The sequence below is a fragment of the Nocardioides alkalitolerans DSM 16699 genome (assembly GCF_000426525.1).
Classification (GTDB): Bacteria; Actinomycetota; Actinomycetes; order Propionibacteriales; family Nocardioidaceae; genus Nocardioides; species Nocardioides alkalitolerans.
In genome coordinates, this window is the sequence record NZ_KE384533.1 from 405,842 (window position 1) to 432,798 (window position 26,957).

Annotated in this window: 25 protein-coding genes; 11 read left to right on the forward strand and 14 right to left on the reverse strand. The window is 73.4% G+C overall.

The features are described 5' to 3' along the window. Window positions 1–35: 35 nt before the first annotated feature. Together zwf and K329_RS0118770 are read left to right on the forward strand one after the other, a co-directional pair. A complete protein-coding gene (zwf, locus tag K329_RS0118765) occupies window positions 36–1,469 on the forward strand; it encodes a glucose-6-phosphate dehydrogenase (RefSeq protein ID WP_028474247.1) in 1,434 nt (477 codons plus the stop codon). Next, the gene (locus tag K329_RS0118770) at window positions 1,462–3,366 is read left to right on the forward strand and encodes a glycoside hydrolase family 15 protein (RefSeq protein ID WP_028474248.1); all 1,905 of its coding nucleotides are present in this window, start codon (window positions 1,462–1,464) and stop codon (window positions 3,364–3,366) included. The genes zwf and K329_RS0118770 overlap by 8 nt, the downstream gene beginning before the upstream one ends. Window positions 3,367–3,451: 85 nt before the next feature. Here the strand turns inward: K329_RS0118770 and K329_RS31065 are convergent, their stop codons facing one another. Both K329_RS31065 and K329_RS31070 read right to left on the reverse strand, forming a co-directional pair. Further along, window positions 3,452–4,447 (reverse strand): alpha/beta hydrolase, encoded by a 996-nt coding sequence (locus tag K329_RS31065; RefSeq protein ID WP_028474249.1) that lies wholly within the window; start codon window positions 4,445–4,447, stop codon window positions 3,452–3,454. Beyond that, complete coding sequence (locus K329_RS31070) at window positions 4,444–6,009, reverse strand: flavin-containing monooxygenase (RefSeq protein ID WP_052337109.1); 1,566 nt, start codon at window positions 6,007–6,009, stop codon at window positions 4,444–4,446. The genes K329_RS31065 and K329_RS31070 overlap by 4 nt, the downstream gene beginning before the upstream one ends. Before the next feature lie 82 nt (window positions 6,010–6,091). On the opposite strand from K329_RS31070, the gene K329_RS0118785 reads away from it, so the two are divergent. After that, window positions 6,092–7,096 (forward strand): AraC family transcriptional regulator, encoded by a 1,005-nt coding sequence (locus tag K329_RS0118785; protein WP_028474250.1) that lies wholly within the window; start codon window positions 6,092–6,094, stop codon window positions 7,094–7,096. A gap of 12 nt (window positions 7,097–7,108) precedes the next feature. Here the strand turns inward: K329_RS0118785 and K329_RS27995 are convergent, their stop codons facing one another. From K329_RS27995 to K329_RS0118815, 6 genes are all read right to left on the reverse strand, one after another. Further along, window positions 7,109–7,537, reverse strand: coding sequence for a cupin domain-containing protein (locus K329_RS27995; RefSeq protein ID WP_052337110.1), 429 nt, complete (start codon window positions 7,535–7,537; stop codon window positions 7,109–7,111). A 57-nt stretch (window positions 7,538–7,594) separates the two neighbouring features. After that, window positions 7,595–8,656, reverse strand: coding sequence for a Glu/Leu/Phe/Val dehydrogenase dimerization domain-containing protein (locus tag K329_RS0118795; RefSeq protein ID WP_043644217.1), 1,062 nt, complete (start codon window positions 8,654–8,656; stop codon window positions 7,595–7,597). Between the two features lie 55 nt (window positions 8,657–8,711). Beyond that, window positions 8,712–9,830 carry an FAD-dependent monooxygenase gene (locus K329_RS0118800; protein ID WP_028474252.1) on the reverse strand — a complete coding sequence of 373 codons (1,119 nt, stop codon included), beginning with the start codon at window positions 9,828–9,830 and terminating at the stop codon, window positions 8,712–8,714. A gap of 62 nt (window positions 9,831–9,892) precedes the next feature. Further along, window positions 9,893–10,843: an alpha/beta hydrolase gene (locus K329_RS28000; RefSeq protein WP_052337111.1), complete on the reverse strand. Its 951-nt coding sequence runs from the start codon at window positions 10,841–10,843 to the stop codon at window positions 9,893–9,895. A gap of 34 nt (window positions 10,844–10,877) precedes the next feature. Continuing rightward, the gene (locus K329_RS0118810; RefSeq protein ID WP_211225909.1) at window positions 10,878–12,305 is read right to left on the reverse strand and encodes an APC family permease; all 1,428 of its coding nucleotides are present in this window, start codon (window positions 12,303–12,305) and stop codon (window positions 10,878–10,880) included. Window positions 12,306–12,427: 122 nt separating this feature from the next. Then, window positions 12,428–13,321 carry a dihydrodipicolinate synthase family protein gene (locus K329_RS0118815; protein WP_157571824.1) on the reverse strand — a complete coding sequence of 298 codons (894 nt, stop codon included), beginning with the start codon at window positions 13,319–13,321 and terminating at the stop codon, window positions 12,428–12,430. A gap of 149 nt (window positions 13,322–13,470) precedes the next feature. Between K329_RS0118815 and K329_RS28005 the strand changes: the two genes are divergently transcribed. After that, the gene (locus K329_RS28005; RefSeq protein ID WP_052337112.1) at window positions 13,471–14,202 is read left to right on the forward strand and encodes a GntR family transcriptional regulator; all 732 of its coding nucleotides are present in this window, start codon (window positions 13,471–13,473) and stop codon (window positions 14,200–14,202) included. Window positions 14,203–14,240: 38 nt separating this feature from the next. Here the strand turns inward: K329_RS28005 and K329_RS0118825 are convergent, their stop codons facing one another. From K329_RS0118825 to K329_RS0118835, 3 genes are all read right to left on the reverse strand, one after another. After that, window positions 14,241–14,957 (reverse strand): YoaK family protein, encoded by a 717-nt coding sequence (locus tag K329_RS0118825; RefSeq protein ID WP_043644219.1) that lies wholly within the window; start codon window positions 14,955–14,957, stop codon window positions 14,241–14,243. A gap of 5 nt (window positions 14,958–14,962) precedes the next feature. After that, entirely contained in the window at window positions 14,963–16,789 is a 1,827-nt protein-coding gene (locus K329_RS0118830; protein ID WP_028474256.1) for a gamma-glutamyltransferase, read from the reverse strand. A 61-nt stretch (window positions 16,790–16,850) separates the two neighbouring features. Then, window positions 16,851–17,567, reverse strand: coding sequence for a class I SAM-dependent methyltransferase (locus K329_RS0118835; RefSeq protein ID WP_028474257.1), 717 nt, complete (start codon window positions 17,565–17,567; stop codon window positions 16,851–16,853). 40 nt (window positions 17,568–17,607) lie between these two features. Between K329_RS0118835 and K329_RS0118840 the strand changes: the two genes are divergently transcribed. The 3 genes from K329_RS0118840 to K329_RS0118850 all read left to right on the forward strand — a co-directional run bounded on the left by K329_RS0118840 (window position 17,608) and on the right by K329_RS0118850 (window position 19,506). Then, window positions 17,608–17,856, forward strand: a complete 249-nt coding sequence (locus K329_RS0118840) for a hypothetical protein (RefSeq protein WP_157571825.1) — start codon at window positions 17,608–17,610, stop codon at window positions 17,854–17,856. Window positions 17,857–17,938: 82 nt separating this feature from the next. After that, window positions 17,939–18,772, forward strand: coding sequence for an SDR family NAD(P)-dependent oxidoreductase (locus K329_RS0118845; protein WP_028474259.1), 834 nt, complete (start codon window positions 17,939–17,941; stop codon window positions 18,770–18,772). Window positions 18,773–18,831: 59 nt separating this feature from the next. Continuing rightward, the gene (locus K329_RS0118850; protein ID WP_052337114.1) at window positions 18,832–19,506 is read left to right on the forward strand and encodes a vitamin K epoxide reductase family protein; all 675 of its coding nucleotides are present in this window, start codon (window positions 18,832–18,834) and stop codon (window positions 19,504–19,506) included. A gap of 3 nt (window positions 19,507–19,509) precedes the next feature. On the opposite strand, the gene K329_RS0118855 is transcribed toward K329_RS0118850, so the two are convergent. After that, window positions 19,510–19,956, reverse strand: a complete 447-nt coding sequence (locus tag K329_RS0118855; protein WP_028474261.1) for an anthrone oxygenase family protein — start codon at window positions 19,954–19,956, stop codon at window positions 19,510–19,512. A gap of 107 nt (window positions 19,957–20,063) precedes the next feature. On the opposite strand from K329_RS0118855, the gene K329_RS0118860 reads away from it, so the two are divergent. Then, window positions 20,064–21,029, forward strand: a complete 966-nt coding sequence (locus K329_RS0118860; protein WP_028474262.1) for a helix-turn-helix transcriptional regulator — start codon at window positions 20,064–20,066, stop codon at window positions 21,027–21,029. Here the strand turns inward: K329_RS0118860 and K329_RS29875 are convergent. Continuing rightward, a complete protein-coding gene (locus tag K329_RS29875) occupies window positions 21,019–21,696 on the reverse strand; it encodes a TetR/AcrR family transcriptional regulator (RefSeq protein WP_052337115.1) in 678 nt (225 codons plus the stop codon). The two genes, K329_RS0118860 and K329_RS29875, sit on opposite strands and share 11 nt — an antisense overlap. 104 nt (window positions 21,697–21,800) lie before the next feature. Here K329_RS29875 and K329_RS0118870 point away from each other — a divergent pair, with 104 nt between their 5' ends. Then, entirely contained in the window at window positions 21,801–23,063 is a 1,263-nt protein-coding gene (locus K329_RS0118870) for a nucleotide disphospho-sugar-binding domain-containing protein (protein ID WP_211225910.1), read from the forward strand. Window positions 23,064–23,160: 97 nt separating this feature from the next. On the opposite strand, the gene K329_RS0118875 is transcribed toward K329_RS0118870, so the two are convergent. Then, window positions 23,161–23,961 carry an SDR family NAD(P)-dependent oxidoreductase gene (locus tag K329_RS0118875; RefSeq protein ID WP_028474264.1) on the reverse strand — a complete coding sequence of 267 codons (801 nt, stop codon included), beginning with the start codon at window positions 23,959–23,961 and terminating at the stop codon, window positions 23,161–23,163. Window positions 23,962–24,350: 389 nt separating this feature from the next. On the opposite strand from K329_RS0118875, the gene K329_RS0118880 reads away from it, so the two are divergent. Both K329_RS0118880 and K329_RS0118885 read left to right on the forward strand, forming a co-directional pair. Next, window positions 24,351–25,445 (forward strand): acyltransferase family protein, encoded by a 1,095-nt coding sequence (locus K329_RS0118880; protein ID WP_028474265.1) that lies wholly within the window; start codon window positions 24,351–24,353, stop codon window positions 25,443–25,445. A gap of 10 nt (window positions 25,446–25,455) precedes the next feature. After that, complete coding sequence (locus K329_RS0118885) at window positions 25,456–26,937, forward strand: carboxyl transferase domain-containing protein (protein WP_028474266.1); 1,482 nt, start codon at window positions 25,456–25,458, stop codon at window positions 26,935–26,937. The last annotated feature ends 20 nt before the right edge of the window (window positions 26,938–26,957 follow it).

Here is a 26,957-nt window from a genome sequence, read left to right on the forward strand (position 1 = left end):
GCACCCGCTTGGAAGTCGGCGGTAAGCAAGGGGGTATGCCCGAGCCGCAGACACCCCCGCCGCACGTCGTCGTCCTCTTCGGCGCCACGGGCGACCTCGCCAAGCGCAAGCTCTTCCCCGCCCTCTACCGGCTCGCCTCGTGCGACTGGCTGCCGGAGGCCTACGCGGTCATCGGCAGCGGCCGGCACTCGCCGGGCACCGACGACGAGTTCCGCACCCAGGTGCGCGAGGGGCTCGACGAGTTCGCCTTCGACGACGAGGAGCCCGACACCGACGCGCTCGACGCGCTCATCGAGCGCGTCTCGTTCCAGACCGCGTCGGCCGACGACGGGGCCGACCTCGGCGCGGCCGTCGAGAAGGCCGAGAAGGAGCTGGCCGAGCAGGCGGGCTGCGACGTGGGCGACGTGCGCCGCCTCGTCTACCTCTCGGTGCCCCCGTCCGCGATGAAGGACATGATCGCGATGCTCGACCGCGAGGGCCTCACCGACCGGGCCCGCCTGGTCGTGGAGAAGCCGTTCGGGCTCGACCTCGCTTCCGCGGAGGAGCTCGACGCGGCCCTCCTCGACGTGGTCGACGAGGACCAGGTCTTCCGCATCGACCACTTCCTCGGCAAGGAGGCGGTGCAGAACATCCTCGCGCTGCGCTTCGCCAACGGGCTGTTCGAGCCCGCGTGGAACCGGCACTCCATCGCGTCCGTGCAGATCGACGTGCCCGAGAAGCTCACCGTCGAGGGTCGGGGCAGCTTCTACGAGTCCACCGGCTGCCTGCGCGACATGATCTCGACCCACCTCTGCCAGCTCATGGGCTTCGTCGCCATGGAGGACCCGGGGGCCTTCGAGGCCAAGGCCGTCCGCGACACGAAGTCGGCGCTGTTCGCCGACGTACGCCCGCTCGACCCCGCTCGGGTGGTGCTCGGCCAGTACGACGGCTACCGCGACGAGGAGGACGTCGACGACGACTCCGACGTGGAGACGTTCGTGGCCGCCGAGGTCTTCATCGACAACGACCGGTGGGAGGGCGTGCCCTTCCTGCTGCGCACCGGCAAGGCGCTCGCCGAGGGCCGGCGCACCATCACGCTGCGCTTCCGCGACCCCGAGTCCGACATGTTCGACGAGCCCGCCTGCGGCAACGAGCTCGTGCTCGAGCTCACCGACGACCCCGAGATCACGGTCGACCTGCGCGCCAAGCGCCCCGGTCCGAGCTTCGACATCACGATGGGCACGATGGACCTCAAGATCAGCGAGCGCTCGCCGGAGGCGTTCCCGCTCGAGGCCTACGAGCGGCTCCTGCTCGACGTGCTGCGTGACGACCAGACGCTGTTCACGCGCTCCGACGAGGTGGAGCGGCTCTGGGAGGTCTGCCAGCCCGTGCTGGACGACCGGCCCGAGGTGCACGCCTACGAGAAGGGCTCCTGGGGCCCCGACGCCGCTCTCGAGCTGGTGCCCGGCGGCTGGCGCCTGGGTGGCTGAGACCGGGCGCGACCGCCCCGACGTCGACATCGCCCAGCACGGCCTGATCGGCGACCTCCGCACGTGCGCCCTCGTGGGCACCGACGGCACGATCGACTGGTTCTGCCCGGCGCGGTACGACGCCCCGAGCGTCTTCGGGGCGATCCTCGACGGCGAGCGGGGCGGCTCGTGGTCGCTGGCCCCGACGGGCGAGGTGGCGCGCACCCAGCAGTACTACTTCCCCGACTCCACGATCCTCGTCACCCGGTTCCTCACCACCGAGGGCGTCGTCGAGGTGCACGACTTCATGCCGGTGCTGCGTCCGCACGACCCCGACCACCGGCAGCGGCTCGTGCGGCGCGTCGTCGCCGTGCGCGGCTCGGTCACGATGCGCACGGTCATGGCGGCGCGGCCCGACTACGGCCGGGAGCAGCCGGACCTCGAGCGTCTCGGCGCGGAGGACGGGGCGGAGGACCGGGGCGAGCACGCGCGCGCCGTACGCCTGCACGACGGCCACGTCGACCTCGTGCTCTCCTCGACGCACGACCTCGAGGTCGACGGCCCCGACGTGAGCGCCGAGCTGACCCTCGGCACGGGCGAGTCGGCGCTGTTCGTGCTGGAGGTCCTCGAGAAGGGCGCCGAGGTGCACCCCTGCGCCGTCGACGATCACGACGAGCTCTTCGACGCCACGGCCGCCTTCTGGCGCGGCTGGCTCGCGCAGTCGACGTACACCGGTCGCTGGCGCGGCGTGGTGGAGCGCTCCGCGATGACGCTCAAGCTGCTCTGCCACGAGCCCAGCGGCGCCGTCGTCGCCGCCCCGACGACCAGCCTGCCCGAGGAGATCGGGGGCGAGCGCAACTGGGACTACCGCTACGTCTGGGTGCGCGACGCCGCGTTCAGCCTCTACGCGCTGCTGCGGCTCGGGTTCACCGACGAGGCGGCCGCGTTCACCGCGTGGCTCTCCAAGCGCATCGGCGAGGCGGAGGAGGACGGCGAGCGGTACGACGAGCTCGGCCCCCTGCGCGTGCTCTACGACATCGACGGCAAGGTCCCGGTCGAGGAGCACACCCTCGACCACCTGCGCGGCCACCGCGGCTCGACGCCGGTGCGCGTCGGCAACGCCGCCGTCGACCAGCTGCAGCTCGACATCTACGGCGAGCTGATCGACTCGGTCTACCTCTTCGACAAGTACGGCAGCGGCATCAGCCACGACGGCTGGACCGACCTGACGAAGGTGCTCGACTGGGTGCTCGAGAACTGGGACCGCGTCGACCAGGGCATGTGGGAGATCCGTGAGGACCCGCAGGCCCACACGACCTCGCGGCTCATGTGCTGGGTGGCGGTCGAGCGGATGATGCGCATCGCCCGCAAGCGCGGCCTGCCCGGCGACGTGGCCGCGTGGCAGAAGACCCGGGACGCGATCTACCACCGCATCATGGACCGCTCCTGGAACCCGGACGTCGGCCCCGAGGGCGCCTTCACCCAGTCCGAGGGCTCCGACGTGCTCGACGCCGGTGTGCTCCTGATGCCGATGGTGAAGTTCGTCGCGCCGGGCGACCCGCGCTTCCTCTCCACCCTCGCGGCGGTCGAGGAGCACCTGGTCACCGACTCGCTCGTCTTCCGCTACGACCTGGGCGACGGGGCTGACGGGGAGGACGGCGGCACCGACGACGGCATCGCCGGCGAGGAGGGCACGTTCTCGATGTGCTCGTTCTGGTACGTCGAGGCCCTCACCCGCGCGGGCCGCGTCGACGAGGCGCGGCTGTCGCTCGAGAAGATGTTCACCTACGGCAACCATCTCGGGCTCTACGCCGAGCAGGTCGGCCTCACCGGCGAGCAGCTCGGCAACTTTCCCCAGGCCTTCACCCACCTCAGCCTCGTCAGCGCCGCGATCAACCTGGACCGCGCGCTGGGCTGACGGTTTAACCGCTCGAGCGGTTAAACCGCCGCTTTGCGCCCTGAATTCAGAGCGCAAAGCACCAGGATCGTGCACACAGCCCGGTCTACGGCGCCGCGTAGCCCGTGGCCGCGTGACGCGAGAGCCATTCGTCGACGACGCCGTACGCCGCCTCGCGCGGCTCCTTCAGCGACAGGAAGACGTCGTGGCGGGCGTCGGTGATCGGCACGACGGTGGTCTCGCCGCCGAGGCAGCCCGCCCACCGGGCGATCTGGCGCACGTCGAGCACGGTGTCGGCGCGGTCGCTGGCGTCGGTGTAGCGCCGTGACCAGTGCGTCTTGTCGGAGCGCAGCACCAGCGACGGCACCCCGACGTCGAGGCCCCGGTGCAGCCGGGCGTGCCCGCGCCGTACGGCGTTGAGCCACCCCACCGTTATGGGGAACGTCGTCACGGGCTTGAGGTCGACGTCGAACTCCCACTCCCCCGTGCCGCTCGTGTGCAGCGTGGAGCCGTAGACGCTGTCGGGCAGGTCGAGCGGCCGGAACGGGCGCACCCGCGACGCGCCGCGGAGACCCCAGGTGACCGGCCCGCGCATGACGGGCTTGCCCTGCAGGTCGAACCAGGGGCTGTTGAGCACGAGGGCGGCGACGGGCTCGGTACGGCGCTCGCGGCGCCGCCGGTCGAGCCAGAGCGGCGTGATGAGCCCGCCCGTCGAGTGCGCGACGACCGTGACCGGGAGGCCGGGGTGGGACTCCGCGATCGCGGCGATGCTCGCCTCGAGCTCCTCGTCGTACTGGACGAGGTCGGAGGCGTAGTGGGCGGTCTGCCCGGGGCGCCGCGAGCGTCCGCACTTGCGCAGGTCGAGGCCGAAGAACGCCATGCCGCGCTCGGCGAAGAAGTCCGCCAGCTCGACCTGGAAGAAGTAGTCGGAGAAGCCGTGCACGTAGAGCACGGCGCCCGTGGGCCGTTCGTCGTCGCGCACGGTACGGCGCACGAGCACCGCCGCGATCTCGCCCTCGCCGTCGGGGTCGGTGCCGAGCTCGATCGTGTGCTGGGCGTAGCCGTCGCCGAGGAGGTCGGGGGCCCAGGTGCGGGCGCTCACGCGTCGGCCCCGACCAGCGCGCCGTCGTCGGTGACGGGGGTGGCGGCGGTGACCGGCGCGAGCGTGCGGTCGAGGTCGGTGCGCAGCGTGTGGAGCGAGTCGAGCACGTAGTTCTGGCGCACCTGCCAGGGGCGGCGGTCGCCCTGGCGCGGGAACGAGCCGATGGAGCGCTGCACGTAGCCGGCGGCGAGGTCGAGCAGCGGCTGCGGCTCGAGGTCGCCGTCGGGGCGGGGGGCGACGACGTCGTGGCCGCGCTTCTCCATCCAGCCCAGCACCTTGCACACGAGGCGGTGGGTGAGGTCGGCCCGCAGCGTCCACGAGGCGTTGGTGTAGCCGATGCAGACGGCGAAGTTCGGGACCCCGGTCATCATCGCGCCGTTCCACACGAACTCCTCGGAGAGCTCGACGCGGTGACCGTCGACGTACGGCTCGATGCCGCCGAAGGCCAGCAGCCGCAGACCGGTCGCGGTGACCACGACGTCGGCCTCGATCACCTCGCCGGAGCGCAGGCGGACCCCCTCGGGCACCAGGCGGTCGACGTGGTTCGTGACGACGTCGGCGTCGCCCGCCTTGATGGCCCGGAAGAGGTCGCCGGACGGGATGGCGCACAGGCGCTGGTCCCACGGGTCGTACGGCGGCGTGAAGTGGTCGGCGACCAGCTGCTCGTCGCCGAGGATCTTCGTCGCCATGCCCGTGAGCAGCTTGCGCGCGGTCGCCGGGCGGCGGCGGCAGAACTGGTAGAACGCCGTGCTGAACGCGATGTTCTTGGCGCGCACGACGTGGTGGGCGACGCCCTCGGGCAGCACCGCCTTGATGCGGTCGGCCTTCTTGTCGCGGCTCGGCACCGCGCTGATCCAGGTGGGGGTGCGCTGCAGCATCGTCACGTGGGCCGCGGCGCCCTCGCCCTTCAGCATCGACGGCACGAGCGTGACCGCGGTGGCGCCGGAGCCGATGACGACGACGCGCTTGCCGGCGTAGTCGAGGTCCTCGGGCCAGAACTGCGGGTGCACGACCTCGCCGGCGAACGACTCGGTGCCCTCGAAGACGGGGTCGTGGGGGTTGTCGTAGTCGTAGTAGCCCGCGCAGGAGTAGAGGAAGCCGCACGTCATCGTGCGCCGCTCCCCGGAGTGCGTGTCCTCCAGCGTGAGCGTCCAGCGGGCGGCGGCCGTGTCGAAGTCGGCGCCGACGACCTTGCTGGCGTAGCGGATGTGGCGCTCGATGCCGAACTCGTCGGCGGTCTCGCGGATGTAGTCGAGGATCGACGCGCCGTCGGCCAGCGAGCGGCCGTCCTTCCAGGGCTTGAAGCCGTAGCCCAGCGTGTACATGTCGGAGTCGGAGCGCACGCCCGGGTAGCGGAAGAGGTCCCACGTGCCGCCGAGGTCGTCGCGGGCCTCGAGGATCGCGTACGTCGTGCCCGGCCGCTCGGTCTGGAGGCGGTAGGCGGCGCCGACCCCGGAGAGACCGGCACCGACGACGACGACGTCGACGTGCTCGGGCGTGCCCTGCGTGTCGGCAGCGGACTCGGCGGACGAGGTCGGATCGGCGGGCGTGGAGGTGCTCATGACGTCGAGTCTGCGCCGCGCGCGCCGTACAGAACTTGCCCGAGTGCGACATAGTCTTGTCTCAGCGTGACAGGAGGCGCCCATGGGACACATCCGATCGGCCTGCCTGCGGGGCCTGCGGGCCACCGTGGCCGAGCTCGGCGGCGACGCCGAGCGGCTGGCACGGTCGGCCGAGGTGCCGGTGGAGGCCCTCGACCGCGACGACCTGCTCATCACCGAGCGCGGCGCCGCCACCATCCTCGAGCTGGCCGCCCACACCCTCGACTGCCCCGACCTCGGGCTGCGCATCGCGGCGCGGCAGGACATCACGATGCTGGGCTCGCTCGCGGTGGCCATCCAGCACTCCCCCACGCTGGGCGACGCGCTCGAGTGCACGACCCGCTACCTCTTCGTGCACAGCCGGTCGCTCACCCTCACCGTCGCGCCCGACCCGGCCGGCGACCGCGGCGTCAGCGCCCTGCTCTACGGCCCCGCCACGGCCGCCGGGCCCGTGCAGGGCACCGACAGCGGGCTGGCGTTCCTGCACCGGACGATCCTCTACCTCGCCGGCGGCCCGTACGGCCTGCGCAGCGTCGACCTGCCCTACCGGCCCGCCGCGCCCGCGGGGGTGCACGAGGCGTTCTTTGGCGCGCCGGTGCGGGTCCGGCGGGACGTGCCGGCGGCGGTGCTGCGGATGCCCCGGAACCTCATGGACCACCCGATCGGCACGGTCAACGAGAACATGCGCCAGCTCGCCCTCGCCTTCCTCGCCGAGCAGGCGCCGACGGTCGCCGCCGACCTGGCCCCCCGGGTCCGGGCCGCGGTGCAGGAGTCCCTCGGCACCCGACCCGTCGAGGTCGGCGCCGTCGCCGCCCTGCTGGCGGTGCACCCCCGCACCCTGCAGCGCCGCCTCGAGGCCGAGGGCACGACGTTCGGAGCGGTGGTCGACGACGTACGACGCCACACCGCCCGCCGCCTGCTCACCACCACCGACCTCCCGGTGGGTCAGGTGGCGCACCTCGTGGGGTTCGCCGAGCAGTCCGCGCTGTCGCGCGCCGCGCGGAGGTGGTGGGACAGCTCGCCGCGGGAGGTACGGCGCGGGGGCTGACCGGTCAGCTGCTCAGTCGATCGTCGAGACCGCCCCGGGGTCCTTGAGCACGACGGTCACGCACCGGACGAAGGTGTCGCCGACGTTCTCGAGGTCGTGCACGGTGCACTGGTCGCCCGCGTAGGTGAGGAAGTTGGTGTGCCCCACCTCGACGTCGACGACACGGCTCGTGCCGTCGTCGTAGCGCTGAAGGACCCGTCCGGGGTCGGTGACGGTCCAGAAGTAGTCCTGGTCGTGGCAGTGGAACGGCAGCCGCTCACCGGGCTGGAGCGAGAGGTCCCACACCTGGACCCGGTCGTTCTCGAACCAGATGCGCGTGCCGATGCGACGGTTCTCCCGCACGTCGCGCAGCTCGTCGGCGTAGGTCTGCGGGTCGAACACGGGTCCGGTCCCGGCGCCCTGCGTCTGGCCGGGCGCAGGCTTCTTGGTGGTCTCTCCCACGGTGGGCTCCTCGTGTCTCGTGGCGACGGGTGGGTCGGGCGGTGGTCGTGCGTCTCGTCAGCGGGGCGTCGGGCGGGATCGAGCGTCCCGCACGAGCGCGCGTGCCTGGTCGTGGGCAGCGGCGAGCGGCGTGGTGCCCCGCTCGCGGGCGTCGGCCAGCACGCTGCCGACGCGGTCGGCGATCCGGCCGAGCGCGGGCCCCAGCTCGTCGGCGGGCCACCCCGCGACGAGCGAGTGGATGTGGATCACGCCACCGGCATTGGCCACGAAGTCCGGGACGTAGAGGATGCCGGCAGAGTGGAGGTCGTCCGCGCAGGCGTCGTCCTCGAGGGTGTCGTTGGCGCCCCCGGCCACGATGCGGCAGCGGAGACCGGGGATCGCCGCTCGGGTGACCACGCGTGCCGCCGCGCAGGGGGCGAAGACGTCGGTGGCGTGGGTGAGGACCTCGTCGGCTGCGATGGCACGGCCGTCGATCTCGTGCGCCACCCGCTCGGCTCGATCGGCGTCGAGGTCGGTGACGGTGACCCGCGCGCCGTGGTCGACCAGCAGCCGCGCGAGGGCGGCTCCCACGTTGCCGACCCCCTGGACGAGGACCTCGACGTCCTGCACCCCGTCGGAGCCCAGCTGGTGCACCGTCGCCGCGCGGATGGCGTGGAAGACACCGAGCGCGGTCCACGGGGACGGATCGTCGGTCGAGCAGGTGGACGGTGCGCCGGCCGTCGCCATGAGCGCCAGGTCCTCGGTCGTCGTGCCCATGTCGACGCCCGGCAGGTAGGCACCGCCCAGACGCGCGACGAGCTCGCCGAAGCGCACGAGCCGCTCCCGCCGGTTGCGGTGGTCGCCGTCGTCGAGCACGACCGACTTGGCCCCGCCGTACGGCAGGCCGGCCAGCGCGTTCTTGTAGGTCATCGCGCGTGCGAGCCGCTGCGCCTCGAGCGCGCCGGCCCAGAACGAGGGGTACGCCTTCATCCGGACACCACCGAGACCGGGACCGAGGTCGGTGCTGTCGATGGCGATGACGGCGCGCAGGCCGGTCGCCGGGTCGCTGCAGGTGATCAGCTGCTCGGACGTGAGCGGGTCGGGCAGCTGACGGGCGGTCGCGGTGGCGACGGGGGGCATGGCGGGCGCTCTCTTCTGGGTGGAGGGGGTGAGGGTGGGACGCTCGGGAGGACGGTCAGACGCGCGCGGCGGCGCGCAGGCCGGCGTTGCGCTCCTCGATGGCGGCCCGGGTCGGCGGGAACAGCAACGCGGCTCCCTGCCCGGCGATGGCCTGGGCGCGGTCGACCAACGGACGCATGCGGTCGTCGTAGCCCGCGAGGGCCGCCGGCAGGTCGCCGCCGGCGGTGTCGAGAGCGAGCGCGAGCGCGTGGGCGCCGACCATGGCGAGCGTCGTGCCCATCCCGGAGAAGAAGGAGGCGCAGTACGCCGCGTCCCCGACCAGCACGCACCGGCCGCGCGACCACGACGACATGCGGATCTGGCTCACGGAGTCGAAGTAGAAGTCGTCGGCGTCCAGCACCTCGGAGACCGCCTGGGGCGCGACCCAGCCGTCCATCCCCTCGAACGCCCGCCGGACGATCTCACGCTGCGCCGAGGCGTCGCGGAAGTCGTGGTCCAGCCACTCGGACCGGAACCCGAGCAGGGCGGAGGTCGACGTGCCGTCGCTGCGGAGCATCACCATGCGGCCGGGGGTGTTGAGCACCTCGGATCCGGTCTCGACCCGCACGGTCCGGCAGCGCTTGGCGATCGAGACGTAGAGGCCGAGGTGGTGCACGAACTGCTTCTCGGCACCGAACACCAGCTCCCGCACGTTCGAGTGCATGCCGTCGGCGCCGACCACCAGGTCGAACCGGCTCGTGCTGCCGTCGCTGAGCGTCACCACGACCGGGCCGCCGTCGGGTCCGTCGGCGATCGCCGCGATCCACGTGTCGAACCGGAAGGTCACGCTGTCCGGCACCGCGGCCCGGAGGATCTCGCCGAGCACGTCGCGGGAGATCTCGACGTCGTCCGAGCTCTCGTAGACGTCGGCGGCGGGTCGCAGCTCGGCCTGGGTCGTCCCCGACTCGTCGACGAAGCGGTACACGTCCTCGTGCGGCACGCGACGTTCCTGGATCTCGTCGAGCACCCCCATCCGTCGCGCGACCTCGACCGCCTCCTCCCGGACGTCGATGGAGACGCCCCCGCTGCGCAGACCGTCGGCGCGCTCGACGACGGTGACCGTGTGACCTGCCCGTGCGAGCCAGTGGGCGGAGGCGAGCCCGGCGATGCTGGCGCCGGAGATGAGGACGTCCATGGGTGTTCCTTGCGAGGTCGGGGTTCGGTGGGGCGGCGTCGCGGGGAGGCGGGGTCGGGCCGTCACGGTCGCGGGTCCGCGGCGGCGGCACCGCCGGCCCAGGAGGCCTCGAGGAAGTCGAGGGCCTGGCGCACGAGGGGCGCGGACGCGAAGACGTCCGCACCGTGGTCGGCCCCGGGCACCACCTCGAGGTGCGCCGGGACGGCGCGGTCCCGGAGCGCCGCGACGAGCCGTCGTGACTGCTGCAGGTCGACCCTCCGGTCGGCGTCGCCGTGGAGGACGAGGAACGGGGGCAGCGCGTCGTCCCCGGGCGCCGGGGTGCTGATGTGGTCCACCAGCGATGTCGGTACGGCGCCGGCGGAGCCGTCGAAGAACTGGGCCATGACAGTGGCGAGCGCGTCGTCCTCCGCCGGCGAGGAGAGGGTCGCGTCGCCCCGCAGGTCCGCCGGGCTGCTCACCGGGTAGTGGGCGACGACCGCGCCGACCCTCGGGGACGGCTGCGCCGCACGATCGGACACCCGACCCAGGGGCCGACCGTGGGTGAGGGCGACCAGGGCCGCCAGGTATCCGCCGGCCGAGCTGCCCCAGAGCGCGAGACGGTCGAGATCGAGCCCGAAGCGTCCGGCGTTGCCCGCCACCCAGGTCAGCGCGGCCCGGACGTCCTCGACCGCGGCAGGGAAGGGGGCCTCGCCCGAGAGACGGTAGGAGACAGAGGCGACCGCGACCCCGTGGGCCGGGAGGCTCGTCCACGGTCCCATCGCCGGGACGCCGGCGAGGAACGAGCCCCCGTGCACGTAGACGACCACCGGGTGCGGTCCGGTGCCCACGTCCGCTCCGAGGGGCAGGTGCAGGTCGAGCTCGAGCGGTCGCCAGCCCTGCACCACCGCGTACCGGAGACGGAAGTGGCTGCGTGTCCCGGGCAGCACCTCGACGGGCGGGATCTCCACCAGGCGCGGGTCGACGACGGCCTCGAGGTCGAGGGGTGGCATCAGGTCGTCCGGGTGCGGTCGCACGGTGACCTCCTCGGGGTCCGGGCGTCGGGTGGTCTCAGGATGCATCGATGTCGATCTCCCCGTCGCGTCGCGCCCGCACCGAGTAGGCCACGGCGCCGTACACCCCGGCCGCCAGCGGCAGCAACGGCATCGCCGCGATCACGAGCGAGGTGCTGCCGGTGACCTCCTGGTAGTTCGTCAGGATGATCACGCAGATCACGATCATGCCGACGCCCGCGACGACCGGGGCGACGAGCGTGACCCAGGCGCTCTCCGGGAGGAGGCCGCGACGACCGGCCACGACGATGCTGAGGCAGCAGCCGATCATCAGCGACGTGAGGGAGATGCTGGTGATGCCGGAGACGGCCGGGAAGAGGTTGAGGATCGGGTCGGCCCCCGAGACGGCGAACGGCACGAGCATCACGATCGAGAGCCCGATCTGCAGGGCGCTGCTGCGGTGGGGGGTGCCATGGCGCGGGTGGGTCGTGGCGAGCGCGCGGGGAAGCAGGCCCGAGCGCCCGAGCGAGTAGTGGTAGCGCGCGGCCATGTTGTGGAAGGCGACGCCAGCGGCGAGGAAGCTGACCGTGACCATCGTCGAGAGCAGGCCTCCCGACCAGGAGCCCAGGTAGGCGTCGGCAGTCCGGAAGACCAGTGATCCCGGGTCGGCGGCCGCGGCGGCACGGACGTCGTCGAAGGCCGCCACGATCGACCAGGTCGAGAACACGAAGATGCCGACCAGGAGGGCGATCGACGTGTAGGTCGCGACGCGGATGGAGCGTCGTGCGACCCGGGCCTCCTCGCCGTAGATCGCGGTCGCCTCGAAGCCGACGAAGGAGAGGATGCAGAAGACCAGCGTCATGGCGACGTTGCCGTCGAACATCTGGCCGGGCGTGAAGACGCCCAGGTCCCACCCACCGGGCCGCTGGACGAGCACCGCCAGGCCCAGCACGATGATGACGGCGAACTGCAGCAGCGAGACACCGGTCGTCAGGCGCTGCGCGACGTCGACCCCGCGGCGACCGAGGTAGGCCGTCAGCCCCAGCGCGACGACGCCGTAGGCGTACCAGGGCAGATCGACGCCGAGGTAGGCCTCCGCGGTCACCCCCGCGAAGTAGCCGGTCGCTGCGATCATGCCGCCGGCCGCCATGTTGTAGGCGACCGTGGCGACGAACGCCGCACCGGCCCCGGTCGCCCGGCCCAGCCCGAACCCGATGAAGGCGTAGTAGGCGCCGGCGTTGGTGACGTGGCGGCTCAGGGCGACGTACGCCGCAGCGAAGACGGCGAGCAGTGCGGCCACGACGACGAGCAGCCCGACCGTGCCGCCCCCGACGCCGAACGCCAGGCTCAGCGAGATGTTGGAGGCCATCGCGGTGAGCGGGGCTGCGGCGGCCACCACCATGAAGGTCAGGCCGAACGCTCCGATGGTGTTGCGCCGGAGGCCCCTGGCGGTGTCGACCGGTTCCGGCTGCAGTGCTGAGCTCACGACGCCACCTTCTGGATTGGATGCGATACAACAAGATTGGATGCAGTTTGCGCCGGTTCGGTCTCCGAGGCAAGGGGTGTGCCGGATCTGTTCGCTCCCCGTGACAATCGCCCGCGCCGCGCTCAGGAGCGGGGGCCGACGCCCAGCAGGTCGGAGAGCCCGGCGAGCTGCGGGTCCCACGGCGCTGTCGGGCGGCGTACGGCGGCGCTGGCGATGAGGCCCTCCCGGCGCCAGTGCTCCTTGCGGATGGCGATCGCCGCACCGGGCTGCGTCTCCACGTGGCACCTCGCCGCCACCCGCCCCACCGCGGCCAGGCTGGCCGCCACGTCGCCGCGCTCCCAGTCCCCCACCGCGCCCACGAGGGCGCGCGTGGGCGTGGCCCCCAGTGCGACGGCCCGCGCGCCGGCGTGCAGGTCGGCGACGAGGCCCAGACCACCCATGCCCGACATCGGGACGACGTCGCTGTGACGCGCCAGCGCCGCCACGGCGGCGAAGGTCGGCGGCGACTCGCACTTGACCGCGGGGACGAAGTCCAGGCCGTCCAGCGCGCGGAGCAGCCCGTCGACGCCGATGGTGATGCCGGTCGAGCGCGGCAGGTCCTGCACGACGACCGGCAGGTCGGCCGCGGCGTGCACCGCCCGGAGGTGACGGCGCAGCTCGCGGTGGTCGCCCGAGACGACGGGCACGAGGACGGCGTCGGCTCCCGACCGGAGCTCCTCCGACCGACGTACCTGCGTGACGGCGTCGTCGGTGCCGAGCGCGAGCACGCTCACCACCAGGCCCGCCCCTCGCGGCCGCGTCAGCGCCGCCAGCCGCGAGACGACCTCGCGACGCTCCTCCTCCGCGAGGGTGCCGGGCTCCGCGATCACCCCCAGCGCGACGAGACCCGCGCACCCGTCGTCGAGAAGCGAGGTCGCCAGCCGCTCGAGCGACGCGACGTCGAGGCTCGCCCCGTCGGGCGTGAACGGCGTCGGCACCATCGCCCAGCAGGGGACGGTCCGGCGCTGCCGCGTCACGGGGCCACCCGCAGAAGGCCGATGGTGGGGGGACTGGTCGTGCGCTCGGATTGGATGCAAAACTGCGGTCGGCGAGTCCGACGGGCGAGCCTCGCCGCGGGGGCGCACCCCCGACCACGACGGGCCCCGTGCCCCAGGAGGTCCCAGCCTTGGCCACCGAGCCCGCGACCAGCGAGACCGGCGACACCGATGGCGCGCTCGGCGAGAAGCTCGCCGACGAGCTGCTGCGTCGGATCCTGTCCGGGACGATCCCCGTGGGCAGCTGGATCCGGCACACCGCCGTCGCGGAGGAGTTCGGGGTGAGCCGGACCCCCGTGCGGGAGGCCCTCCGCGTGCTCCACGCCCAGGGTGTCGTGACGATCACGCCCAACCGCGGCGCCCGGGTCAACGGCCACAGCGGCCGCGACATCCGAGAGCTGGGCGCCGTGCGCGGAGAGCTCGAGGGACTGGCGGCCGAGCTCGCCGCCGAGCTGATCGACGACGAGCAGCTGCGACGGCTGAACTCCGCCTGGGACCGCTACGACCGCGCCGTCGCGGCGCACGACACGTCCGACCCCGTTGGCGCCCAGGAGACCTCCCGGCTGTGGGCCGAGGCCAACGAGGACTTCCACGGCGTGATCCTGGAGGCCGCGGCCAGCCGACAGCTCAGCCTGACGATCGCCGAGATCAGCCGACGGCTGCCCCGCAACTCCGCGTTCGCGGCGTACGCCGGCAACTCGCGCCTGCTGCGCCAGAACTCGCAGGAGCACCGGCAGATCGCGGAGGCGATCAACGCGGGCGACGGCGCGCGCGCCCGTCGGGCGATGACGCGTCACGTCCGGTCCTCCGCCGAGGCGATGGCGCGCTGGGTCGAGAACCAGGGCGCGAGCCGCGAGGGCTGAGCGACCGGGCACGGGCTCCCTGTCGACTCCCACCGCGATCAGCGCCGCGGGACGGTGGGACCGTCACGGTGCACCCACCAGCCGACCGCAGCCACTCCGACCGTGAGCGCGGCGGACGTCGCGATACCGACGGCCGGGTGCACGCGGAGGGTGAGGGCGCCGACCAGGGCGCCGGCCCCGATGGCGACGACCGCGCACGCGCGTCGTACCCAGGGCTGACCCGCACCGGACCCGAGCCTCGAGTCCGCAGCGAGGCCGGTGATGGTCGAGGTCACGACGACGGTCGTCACGTCCTTGACCCCGACGTGCCGGGCCACGGCCGCCTGCAGGCCCATCGCGGTGGCGATGACGCCTGCCACCACGAGGCCCTCCGTGTGCCCGTACGACGTGGGCCTGGCCGCGGCGTAGCCGGCCGTGCCGGCGAAGACCGCCGCGACGACGACGAGGAGGACGGTCGTCCTCGTCCGCCACCCGACCGGGACGCCGCGCTGCGCGCGGCCACCGACCGCCGCGCCGACCATGAAGGCCGCCAGCGCGACGAGCGGACCGGCCACCGGAAGTCCGTCCTCACCGGCCACGCCCATCCCGAGGATGACCACGTTGCCCGTCATGTTGCCGGTGAAGACCTTGTCGAGCGCCAGGTAGCCGATCGCGTCCGCGACCCCGGTGGAGAAGGTGAGGACGAGCATGAGCCCGACCGTCGTCGTCGCCGCTCGGGCGGACGCGGGCACGTCCGCGGCGGGGCGGGTCCCCATCCTGGTCACCGCCCGGCCGCGTAGCCCTGGGCACCGCGTGCGTTCGCCGCCGCGCCGAGACGCCCGGTGACGGGATCCCGGGTCACGGCGGAGAGCCGACCGAGGCTCCAGCCGTCCGCAACCGTCACCGCGTGCCCCCGCCGCTCGAGCTCGGCCACGACCGCGACACCGAGGCGGTCCTCGACCACGAGACCGGCCGGCGACCACTCCCGGGGCCAGAACGAGCCGACCAGGGCCGTGGTGTGGAAGGCGGGGGCGTCGATCGCCTGCTGCGGCGTGTGCCCGCCCACGATCGTGCGCAGCAGGTAGAGGAGCTGCCACTGGTCCTGCTGGTCCCCGCCCGGGGTGCCGAGCGCGCTGGTGGCCACGCCGGAGCGGCTGAGGAGGGTGGGGCTCAGCGTCGTCCGAGGCCGGGTGCCCGGCCGGAGGGCCGACGGGCTCGCCGCGTCGAGCCAGGTCATCTGCAGCCGGGTCCCCAGGCAGAAGCCGAGGGACGGGATCGTCGGCGACGACTGGAGCCATCCGCCCGAGGGGGTCAGCGACGCCATGTTGCCGTGCCGGTCGACCACGTCGACGTGGCAGGTGTCGCCGCGAGTGCGTCCGTCGCGCGCCACCGTCGGCTCGCCCGTGCCGATACCGGCCGCGCTCCCGCCGGCGCGTGTGAGGGGCGCCCTCCAGGCCGTGAGGCCGGGCACGTCGCCCGGTCGGTGCTCGCGCGACGCCGTCTCCGCGATCTGGGCCGCTCGAGCGGCTGCGTAGGCCGGGGAGAGCAGGACGGTCCGGGGGTCGACGTGGGCGGTCCGCTCGACCGCGTCGCCGTAGTAGGTGTCCCGGTCGGCCATGGCGAGCTTCAGCGCCTCGGCCACGGTGTGGACACCGAGGGCCGTCGACGGGTCCACGTGGTCGTCGGGGAAGTGGTCGAGGATCGCGAGCGCCTGCAGCAGGACGGGGCCCTGGGTCCAGAAGCCGGCCTTGTGCACCGTGACGCCCCGGAAGTCGACGGACAGCGGCTCCTCCGTGCGCACCGCGGCGGCGGCGAAGTCCTCCCGCCCGATCACGCCGACGTGTTCCCCGCCCGAGGAGTGTCGGTGGCGCGTCGCGGCGACGTCGACGGCCGCGGCCGCCACGAACCCGCTCCGCCACTCCTCGAGCACGGCGTCGATGCGGGCCGCGCGGTCGCCTCCCCGGGGCGCCGACGCCAGCAGGCGCCGCAGCGTGGCCGCGTACGCGGCGTTGGTCACCACGTCACCGACCCGCGGGGGGCCGCCGTCACGCAGCCACAGCGCAGCCGAGGAGGGCCAGTGCTCGCGGAAGTGGTCGGCCATGGTCGCGATGACCGAGCTCAGCTGTGCCCCGGCGGGGTGCCCGTCGTCGAGGTAGGCGAGCGCATAGGCCCACACGTCGTCGAGATCCCAGGTGCCGTGCTCCCGCAGCACGTGCAGGAGCGCCGGGACGGCACCGGGGACCGCCGCCGCGAGCGCGCCGCTGCCCGGCACCTCGGTGAGTCCCTCACCGAGCATGTGCTCGATGGTCGCGCCGGACGGCGCCGGCCCCTGGCCGTCGACGACGACCGGCGCCCGGCCGGCGGGAGCCACCAGGGCGACCATGTCGCCACCCGGTCCGTTGAGGTGCGGCTCGACGGCGTGGAGCACGAAGGCGGCGGCGACCGCCGCGTCGTACGCGTTGCCGCCCCGCTCGAGCACCGACTGCGCCGAGGCGGTGGCGAGCCAGTGCGTCGACGCCGCCATCCCGAACCAGCCCTCCAACGTGGGACGGGTGGTGTGGCCTGCGGGCGGCGTGAAGGCGGCGGGGTTCGCGAGGTGGGAAAGCACGACCGAAGTATGCAATCCGAGAGAATTGGATGCAATATGCCCGCCGGTCCGACGACTCCAGCTACCGCGCGCGGGCCACGACCACCATCACGGCGGAGGTCTCCGTCAGCGGGCCCCGGGCCCAGTCGCCGTACACCGCCTCGACCTCGAAGCCGGCGGCCGTCAGGTCGCGCTCGATCTCGTCGCGTCCGCGGAAGTGGAGCAGCAGCTCCTCCGTGACGGTCTCGCCGTCGGGGAACGCGTTGCGAGCGACGAGCCGGACGACACCGGGGGCGACCTGCTCGGCCTCGGACCACTCGACGAGCGGCCCGTGCACGGTCGGGCGGGTGGTGGGCGCCGTCGTCCAGGTCTCCCAGGCCCGCGCCGCGGGGTTGCGGCTCTCGAAGGCCAGCACACCGCCGGACCGGAGGGCGGCGGCCAGGTCCGCCAGGGTGCGCGCCCAGTCGGCCTCGGGCACGTGCTGGGCGACGTTGCCGGTCATCACGGCGTAGTCGAACCGGCCGGCCGGGATCGCGCGACTGTCGCCGTGGCGCCAGTCCACCGCACCGCTACCGGGGCGGCTGCGGGCCAGGTCGAGCATCGTCGAGGACGGGTCGACACCGACGACCGTCCGGCCCCCGCGGGCCAGCGAGACGGTGAGCATCCCTGTGCCGCAGCCCAGGTCCACGACCGCGTGGGCGTCCAGCTCGTCGGCGAGCGCCCGGTAGAAGTCGTGATCGGGCCCGTCGGGGTTGTCCTCGTCGTAGAGGTCGACGAGCCGTCGGTCGTAGTCCGCCACGCCGCTAGCCTAGGCACCCGAGATCGAGGGGGGTGGGGCCGTGAGTCCGAAGGCGTTGCGAGTGCTGATCGTCGGGCAGCTGGTGCTCGGCCTCTACTGGACCGTGAAGTCGCTCGTCCGCATCGCCGCAGACCAGTACCCCTACGACGGCTTCCTCGTCCTGGACCTGGCGGTCGGCCTCGGATACCTGGTACTCGTCGTGGCCATGGTCCAGCACTACCGGCGCCGCGATTGGGCCACCGAGCGCGCGCAGGGCGGGTCACCCGAGACCGCCGCACACCCCGACTGACCCGCAGCTCCTGTCGCGCCGGGGCAAGAACTCGTCGCGCGCGGGCAAGTCGCCGTACGACGCGGCGCGCCAGACTGCCGCCATGGCTCTCCCTCGATTCACGTTCACCGGTGCCCACGTCGTCCTCACCGGGGCGGCCAGCGGGATGGGCGAGCAGATGGCCCACCAGCTCGCCGAGCGCGGCAGCCACCTCGTGCTCGTCGACCGCGACGGCGACCGGCTCGCCGGCGTCGCCGCCGCGATCTCGTCGGCGCACCCTCGGACGCAGGTGCACACCGAGGTCGCCGACCTCTCCGACATCGAGGCCCTCGCGGGCCTCGTCGAGCGGATCCTGGCCGTCGCACCGAAGGTCGCGCTGCTCGTCAACAACGCCGGCATCGCGGCGGGCGGCCGCTTCACCGACCTCACGGCGGACGAGTACGACACGGTCCTCGCCATCAACTTCCGCGCCCCCGTGACGCTCACCCGCCTGCTCCTGCCCTCGCTCCAGCAGACCCCCGGCAGCCACGTCGTCAACGTCTCCAGCCTCTTCGGCCTCATCGCGGTGCCGGGGCAGTCGGCGTACGCCGCCAGCAAGTTCGCCCTGCGCGGCTTCAGCGAGGTGCTGCGCCAGGAGCTCGAGCCCGAGGGCATCGGCGTCAGCACCATCCACCCCGGCGGCATCCGCACGCGCATCGCCCAGACCGCGATGGTGGCGGCCTCGGCGACGCCCGAGCAGGCGCGCAAGGGCAAGGAGTCGTTCGAGAAGCTGCTGACGTTCCCCGCCGACAAGGCGGCCACGCAGATCCTCGACGCCGTGCACACGCGCAAGGCCCGGGTGCTGATCGGCATGTCCGCGGTCGTCCCCGACCTCCTCGCCCGGGCCCTCCCGACGCGCTACACCGGGATCATGGCGCGGCTCACGGGACGCAGCTGACGGCCCCGGACCCCGGCCCGGCTCCACCACCGGCGCTACATTCGACGCGTGGAGCGCGCATGAGCACGACGTACGACGACGACCTCGACCACCGCGACGAGCGCGGGGACGAGCTCACCGACGACGAGCTGGCGGAGTGGGCCGACGAGGCCCGCGACCGGCGGCTCGGCTGGCTGATGCTGGTCGGCGGCCTGATCGGCGCCGTCGCGGCGTTCACGCTGGTCATCGAGCGGATGAAGCTGCTCGCCGACCCCTCCTACGTGCCCTCCTGCAGCTTCAACCCGGTGCTGTCGTGCGGGTCGGTCATGCAGACCGACCAGGCGAGCGTCTTCGGGTTCTCGAACCCTCTCATCGGGCTCGCGGCCTTCCCGGTCGTGGCCGCGGTCGGGGCGGCCCTGCTCGGCGGCGCCCGGCTGTCGCGCTGGTACTGGGCCGGCCTGCAGGTCGGCGTCGTGCTCGGCATCGCGTTCGTCGGCTGGCTGGTGGTGCAGAGCATCTACGTCATCGGCGCGCTCTGCCCCTACTGCATGGTCGTGTGGGCAGTGATGATCCCGCTGGCCTGGCACGTGACGCTCCGCAACGCCGAGGCCGGCGTGCTCGGTGAGGGCGTGGCCCGCTCCGGCGCGGTCCGGTTCCTGCGATCCTGGTCGCTGCTCGGCATCGTGCTCGTCTACCTCGTCGTCGTCGCGATGATCACCGAGGCGTTCTGGTGGTACTGGTCGACGCTCGGCTGAGCCTCACCGCACCAGCACCCCCACGGCCCCGAGGGCCAGCAGTGCCCGCACGGTGTTGAGGTGCGTCCACGTGCCCACGTACTCGACCCAGTACGACGCTCCCTGCGCCGCCAGCCGGTCGTTCAGCGGCACGTTGCCCACCACCGTGATCGCCACGCTCCCCAGCACCAGCCCGGCGGCGACGACGTGCCGCACCTCGACCGGGTCGTCCGACCCCGGCCGCAGCGCCAGCGCTCCCAGGGCCACCGCGGCCAGCGCCGACCCGACGAAGAGCACGATGAACGGCCCCCGCTCGGCCCGCACGTTGATCTCCTGCATCGCGGCCGTGGCCGCCGCCGGCTCGAGGCGTCGCAGCGCCGGCACGACCATCGCCGAGAACGCCGCGTAGACCCCGCCCACGGCGGCGGCCCCGACCCCGGTGGCGACGGCGGCGACGGAGAGGGCGTTCACGGGGCGACTGCCTGGGGAGAGGTCATGACGCCAGTCCACCTGACGGTGGCCGGACGCTGAATGACTGTTCGTCGCCGATCCTTGTCAGATCGTCTAGCGTCAGGGCCGTGGACCCCCTCAGCCAGTTCCTCGACGGCCCCCGGGCGGTCCGCGCGTTCACCCTCGGCGTCTCGATGACGGCCCCCTGGGGCATCGACGTCCGCGACGGCGCCGCCCTCGCCCTGGTGGCGCTGACCCGGGGAGAGGCGGTCGTCGAGGGCCTCGACGCCGACGGCCGTCCGGCGACCCGCACCCTGGCGGCCGGCGACGTCCTCCTCGCGCGCGGCCCCGCGCCGTACCGGATCGGCGACCGGGCCGGCGGCGACCCGACGGTGCGCATCGGGCCCGGCCAGGTGTGCACGACCCTCGACGGCGAGCCGGTGCACGTCACGCTCAGCCGGGGCCTCCACCGCTGGGGCAACGCCGACGACGGCGAGACGCAGATGCTCCTCGCGACCTACGAGCGCGGCGGCGACATCGGACGCCTGGCCACCATCGCGCTGCCGCCGCTGGCCGTCGTACGACGCGACGCGGCCGACCCGTCGCAGGCCGCGCTGCTGACGCTGCTCGACACCGAGCTGGGCCGCGACGAGGTGGCCCGCTCCACGGTGCTCGACCGCCTGGTCGACCTGCTGCTCGTGGCGTCGACCCGGGCGTGGCTGGCGGCGCACCCGTCGGAGCGGCCCGCGTCGTGGCTCGTGCGCGGCGACCCCGTGGTCACCGCCGCGCTCGCCCTGCTGCACGACGACCCCGCCGAGCCGTGGACCGTCGCCTCCCTCGCCCGGCGCCTGGCCGTCTCCCGGGCCACGCTGGCCGCCCGGTTCAGCGCCGGCGTCGGCACACCGCCGATGCGCTACCTCGCGGAGTGGCGGATGAGCCTCGCGAGCGAGCAGCTCGCCGACCCCGCCGCGACCGTGGCCTCCGTGGGGCGCCGCGTCGGCTACGAGAGCCCGTTCACGTTCAGCGTCGCCTTCAAGCGCCGGTACGGCGTGAGCCCCAGCGCCTACCGCCGGACGGCGCGGCTCACCGGCTGAGCCCGCCGAGCTGCTCCATGAGCGAGCGGCGCAGCCAGTTGCGGAAGCTCTGCTCGTCGAGCCCGGCGTCGACGGTCATCCGCGTGTAGGTCTCCACCGACACCAGGAGCCACAGCGTGGCCGCGAGCTCGTGGTCGTCCACGTCCGTGCGCAGCCAGCCCCGCGGCCGCACGACCTCGACACCGGTGCGGAACGCGGCGCGGCCCGAGCGGATCTCGCGCTCCCAGAGCTCGTTGACGACCGGGTCGACGTTCGTCGCCGCCTTCCACGCCCGCCAGAACCCGGCGGTGAGGCGGGTGTTGACGCTGTAGAACTCGACGAGCGCGTCGACGGCGCCGGCGAGGTCGTCCGCGGCGAGCACGGCCTCCATCACCGGTGCGTCCAGGATGCTGGCGAGGTCCATCGAGCCGAGCACGCCCATCCGGCGGGCGCCGTCGAGCAGCTGCGCCTTGGGCCCGTACTTCTGGACCGTCTCGACCGAGACCCCTGCCGCCCTCGCCACGTCGGCCAGCGTCGTGCGCGTGTAGCCGTGGGCGCTGAAGAGCTCGAACGCCGCGCTGTGGACGGCCTCCCGGGTGCGCGCGGCCTGCTCGCGGCGCCGCGGCGCGTCGTACTTGCGACGCGGTGACCCGACGACGGGCTTCCCCGTTCCGTCGACGTCAGGCACGGTTGGATACTACGGTGATGTGTCGAATAGACATGGTATCTCCCACCGCCCCTCCCCCGACCCCTCCAGGACCCCTCCCGATGCCCAGCGCCGTCATCTGCAGCATGCCTGCCGAGGGACACGTGCGCCCTCTGCTGGTGGTCGCGCGCGCCCTGCTCGCGCGGGGCTGGCGGGTGCGGTTCCTCACGGGAGCACGGTACGAGGCGCTCGTCCGGGACGCGCAGGTGGACTTCGTCGCGCTGCCCGCCGAGGCCGACACGCTCGACGCGATCGGAGCCGGGCCGCGCACCCGGGGGCGCGACGCGATCAACACGGGCGTGGCCGACGCGTTCCTCGCCCCGGCACCCGCCGCGGGCGACGCGCTGCTCGCCCTGCTGGCCGCCGAGCCGGCCGACGCGGTGATCCACGAGCCCACGTTCGTCGGCGTGCAGGCGCTCTTCCGGCTGCCTGCCGACGCGCGTCCCTTCACCGCCATGTGCGGCATCATCCCGCTCGGGCTCTCCAGCCGCGACACCCCGCCGTACGGCATGGGCCTGGCGCCGCTGCGCCACCCCGGCCTCAACCGGCTGCGCAACCGCGTGCTCGCCACGGTGGCCACCCGGGTCGTGCTGCGGCCGGTGCACCGCGCGGCCGACGCGATGCTGGCCCGCATGGGCGCACCCGCGCTCCACGGCCGGTTCTTCATGGACCTCCTCCGCTCCTCGGACCTGCTGGCGCAGTTCACCGTGCCCGAGTTCGAGTTCCCGCGCAGCGATGCGCCCGACAAGCTGCGGTTCTACGGCCCGCTGACCCGGATGACGGTCAGCGACGTGGAGCCGCCGACGTGGATCGACCGGTTGGACGGGGGTCGGCCGGTCGTCCACGTCACCCAGGGAACCGTGGCCAACACGGACTTCTCCGAGCTCGTGGGCCCGACCCTGGAGGCGCTGGCCGAGGCCGACGTCACCGTGGTCGTGTCCACGGGCGGGAGGCCGCTCAGCGAGCTGCCGCCGCTGCCCGCGAACGCGCTGGCCGCCGAGTTCCTGCCGTACGACGTGCTCCTGCCCCTCACCGACGTGCTGGTCACGAACGGCGGGTACGGCGGGCTCCACCACGCCATGGAGCACGGCCTGCCGATCGTGATCGCCGGCGACTCGGAGGACAAGGTCGAGACGTCCGCCCGGGTGGGCTGGTCGGGCGTCGGCATCGACCTGCGCACCAGCACCCCGACCGTCCCGGCGGTCCGCGAGGCCGTCGGCCGGGTCCTGGGTGACCGTGGGTACGCCGAGGCCAGCGGCCGGATCGGCCTGGCGATCGCCGCGTCGCCGGGCGTCGAGGCCTTCGTCGACGACGTCACCGCCGCCGTGGGGGCGCGCACCGGGTCCTGACCCGTCGTACCCGTCCGGTGGTCCTGGGGAGCGACCGGCCGGGTACGACGGGTGAGGCCCACGGCGCGTCCGCGCGAGCGGACGTCGGTGAACCCGCTCAGATCGTGGCGACCGAGCCCGAGTCGACGCGGTAGTTCGAGCCGTTGACGAACGAGGCCCGGTCGGAGCAGAGGAAGGTCACCACGTCGGCGACCTCCTCGGGCTTCCCGCGACGGCCGAGCTCCATGTAGGGGCGCTCCTCGTCGAGGAACGACTCGATCGCCTCGTCGAACGACACCCCGAGCTCGTCGGCCCGCTTCTCCATCATCGCGTCGGTCATCGGCGTGTGGATGAAGGCGGGCGACACGCAGTTCACGAGGAGGCCCTCCTCGGCGTACGAGCGGGAGAGCCCCTTGGCGAAGGCGAGCACCCCGGCCTTGGCGGCGCAGTAGGGCAGCTCGTCGTCGTACGGCTGCACGGCGTCCTCGCTCGCGAGGTAGACGATCCGGCCCCAGCCGCCATCGCGCAGCTGCGGCAGGAACGCCCGGGTGATGCGGATGGGTGCGAGCAGGTCGATGGCGAACGTGTCGGTCCAGCCGGCGTCGTCGATCTCGTGGAAGAGGCCCTGCGCACCCGTGATCCCGGCGGCGTGCACGAGCACGTCGATCGTGTCGACCTTGCCGAGCACGGCGTCGCGCAGCGCCAGCACCCCCTCCTCCGTCGCGAGGTCGGCAGCCACGTGGTGGAGACGGCCCTCCGGGGCGTCGAGCTTGCCGGCGGCCTCGGCGAGGTCGTCGGCGTCCTGGTCGGTGAGGACGACGGTGGCGCCCTCCTCGAGCAGGAGCCGTGCGGTGTGCCAGCCGATGCCGGAGTCACCACCGGTGACGAGTGCGGTGCGTCCAGAGATTCCCAGGTCCATGACCCCACGGTTGCCCGGACGTCCCCGCCCACCCCCACCCCTCGGGGTGTGCGGCGCCTCCGGCCGTCGGTCGTGGGGCGGCGATCCCATCTCCCGAAACGGCTCGAACGACGGTTCTCGACGGCATGTGGAAAGCCGTCGAGGCGTCGTGGGAGCAATTCCCCATCACCTGTGGGCGCCTATCCCCACGACACATGGGGGCGCATTCCCATGCATTGCAGAAATGATCCTCAAGGATTCGAAAATGGCATTCTTCAGGGCGCTGAACTGGGACAACACCTTGTACGGTCGCCACGTCCACCGCATTCCGTCCGCATTGTCGGCGGCCTCGTCGCGCTATTTCACGGGGGTATCGCACTGCGCGCCGTCCACCCGAGGAGACCCACCGGATGAATCCCGGCGAGACCGCGTCCCGGGCGGGCTGGATCGACATCGCCAAGGGCATCTCGATCCTCCTGGTCGTCTGGTTCCACGCGGCGATCGTGCTCGACCTGCAGGAGCTCGCCGGGCCGTGGCGGCGCCTCGCCATCCCGCTCGACGGCCTGCGCATGCCGCTGTTCTTCACCGTCTCGGGGGTCTTCGCGGCGAAGGTGCTCGCCCTGCGGCTCCCGGAGCTCTGGTCACGGCGCGTCGCGAACCTGCTGTGGCTCTACGTCGTGTGGGTGCTGCTGTCGACGGTCGTCTTCGGCTACGTCACGGCCTCCGGCGAGCCCGGGCCGGGTGTCAGCTGGTCGAGGACCGTGGACGCCTTCCGGGCGCCCCACGACCACCTGTGGTTCCTCCTCGCCCTCGGCGTGTACTTCCTCGTGGCGTGGGCGACCCGACGCCTCCCGGTGCTGGTCCAGCTGCTGCCCGCCGCCGCGATGGCGGTCTACTTCAGCAGCGCGTGGGCGCTCTCCCACGACCCCGTCGTCGCCAAGATCGGCGGGCACCTCGTCTACTTCCTCGCCGCCGTGCGCCTCGGGCCGCGGCTCCTGCGGCTGGCCCCGCGGGTGACCCCGCTCGTGACGCTCACCGTCCTGGCGACGTGGGCGCTGCTGGTCACCACGGCCATCCAGCGCGAGCTGCTGCTCGTGCCGGGCGTGCGACCGGGCCTCAGCCTCCTGGCCCTGACGGCCGGCATCGGCCTCTCCGTGCTCCTCGCCCGCTCCCGGGTCTTCGACGTCCTGGCCTGGCTGGGCCGCTCGACGCTGCCGGTCTACGTGCTCCACTTCTTCCCGCTCATGGTGCTGGCGCGCCTGTTCACGACCTACGTGTACGTCGACGAGCGGCCCCCGGTGATCGTGCTCCGGCTGCTGACCCCCGTGCTCGTGCTGCTCGCCGTCGGCTGCTCGCTCGCGGTGCACCGGCTCACCCGCTGGGTGCCCGGCCTCTACGCGCTGCCCCGGTGGCGTCGCCCGCGCCGCGACCCCGCCGCCCTCCCGCCGTCGAGCCCCGAGGATCCCGCCCGCGTCCTGGTGACCTCCCGGGGCGGCACGCACTAGCGTCGGGCCCGTGACCACGCGACTGACCTCCGCCGACCTCATCGACCTCGTGCTCGACGACGGCTCCTGGCGGTCGTGGGACAGCCCGCCGGTGCGTCCGACGGACCTGCCCGAGGCGTACGCCGCCGAGCTGGTGGCCGCGGCGGAGAAGGCCGGCACCGACGAGTCGGTGGTGACGGGCGAGGGGCTCATCCGGGGTCGTCGGGTGGCGCTGCTCATCGGCGAGTTCCGGTTCCTGGCCGGCTCGATCGGCCGCGCGGCCGCCGACCGGGTCGTCACCGCCGTCGAGCGCGCCACCGCGGAGGGCCTGCCCCTGCTCGCGGCGCCCGTCTCGGGCGGCACCCGGATGCAGGAGGGCACGCCCGCGTTCGTGCAGATGGTGCGCATCTCCGGGGCCGTCGCCGCCCACAAGAAGGCCGGGCTGCCGTACCTCGTCTACCTGCGCCACCCCACCACCGGCGGCGTGATGGCGTCGTGGGGCTCGCTGGGCCACATCACGGTCGCGGAGCCGGGCGCCCTGGTCGGCTTCCTCGGGCCACGCGTCTACGAGGCCCTCTACGGCCGGGAGTTCCCCGCCGGCGTCCAGACGTCGGAGAACCTCTACGCGCGCGGCATCATCGACGCCGTCCTGCCGCCCGAGGACCTCGTCGACATCGTCGACCGGGCGCTCGCGATCCTGCTCGCACGCCGTGCCGGTGTCGGCACGGTGCCGGCTCCCGAGCTGACCCCCGTGCCGGACGTCGAGACCTGGGACGCGGTGACCCGCTCCCGCAACCCCGAGCGCCCCGGCGTCCGTCGTCTGCTGCGGTACGCCGCCAGCGACGTCGTGCTGCTCAACGGCACCGGCGAGGGCGAGTCCGACCCCGGTCTCATCATCGCGCTCGCCCGGTTCGGCGACGCCCCGTGCGTGTTCCTCGGCCAGGACCGGCGCGGCCAGACCCGGGAGCACCCGATGGGTCCGGAGGCGCTGCGGGAGGCCCGGCGCGGGATGCGGCTCGCCTCCGACCTCAAGCTGCCGCTCATGACGGTGATCGACACCCAGGGCGCGGCCCTGTCGGCCGACGCCGAGAACGGCGGCCTCGCGGGCGAGATCGCCCGCTGCCTCGCCGACCTCGTGACCCTCGACGCGCCGACGCTCTGCCTCATGCTCGGCGAGGGCAACGGCGGCGGGGCCCTCGCGCTGCTGCCGGCCGACCGCGTGGTCGCGGCCCAGCACGCGTGGCTCTCCCCGCTGCCGCCCGAGGGCGCCAGCGCGATCGTGCACCGCGACCTCGACCACGCCCCCGAGATGGCCCGCGCCCAGCACGTGCGCGCGATCGACCTCGCCGCACTGGGCGTCGTCGACGTCGTCGTGCCCGAGCTGCCCGACGCTGCCGACGAGCCGGAGGCGTTCTGCCAGCGCGTCGGCGGCGTGCTCGAGCACGAGCTCTCCCGGCTGCTCGTCGCCGGCGCCGGCAGCGTCACCCAGAGGTCGCGGCGCTACGCGTTCTGAGGACGCTGCCGGTCGCCCAC

Bases quoted from the DNA above. Each gene is read 5' to 3' on its own strand.
- zwf (WP_028474247.1), top strand. From the start codon at position 36: ATGCCCGAGCCGCAGACACCCCCGCCGCACGTCGTCGTCCTCTTCGGC.
- K329_RS31070 (WP_052337109.1), bottom strand. From the start codon at position 6,009: ATGAGCACCTCCACGCCCGCCGATCCGACCTCGTCCGCCGAGTCCGCT.
- K329_RS0118785 (WP_028474250.1), top strand. From the start codon at position 6,092: ATGGGACACATCCGATCGGCCTGCCTGCGGGGCCTGCGGGCCACCGTG.
- K329_RS0118795 (WP_043644217.1), bottom strand. From the start codon at position 8,656: ATGCCCCCCGTCGCCACCGCGACCGCCCGTCAGCTGCCCGACCCGCTC.
- K329_RS0118800 (WP_028474252.1), bottom strand. From the start codon at position 9,830: ATGGACGTCCTCATCTCCGGCGCCAGCATCGCCGGGCTCGCCTCCGCC.
- K329_RS0118825 (WP_043644219.1), bottom strand. From the start codon at position 14,957: ATGGGGACCCGCCCCGCCGCGGACGTGCCCGCGTCCGCCCGAGCGGCG.
- K329_RS0118845 (WP_028474259.1), top strand. From the start codon at position 17,939: ATGGCTCTCCCTCGATTCACGTTCACCGGTGCCCACGTCGTCCTCACC.
- K329_RS0118850 (WP_052337114.1), top strand. From the start codon at position 18,832: ATGAGCACGACGTACGACGACGACCTCGACCACCGCGACGAGCGCGGG.
- K329_RS0118870 (WP_211225910.1), top strand. From the start codon at position 21,801: ATGCCTGCCGAGGGACACGTGCGCCCTCTGCTGGTGGTCGCGCGCGCC.
- K329_RS0118875 (WP_028474264.1), bottom strand. From the start codon at position 23,961: ATGGACCTGGGAATCTCTGGACGCACCGCACTCGTCACCGGTGGTGAC.
- K329_RS0118880 (WP_028474265.1), top strand. From the start codon at position 24,351: ATGAATCCCGGCGAGACCGCGTCCCGGGCGGGCTGGATCGACATCGCC.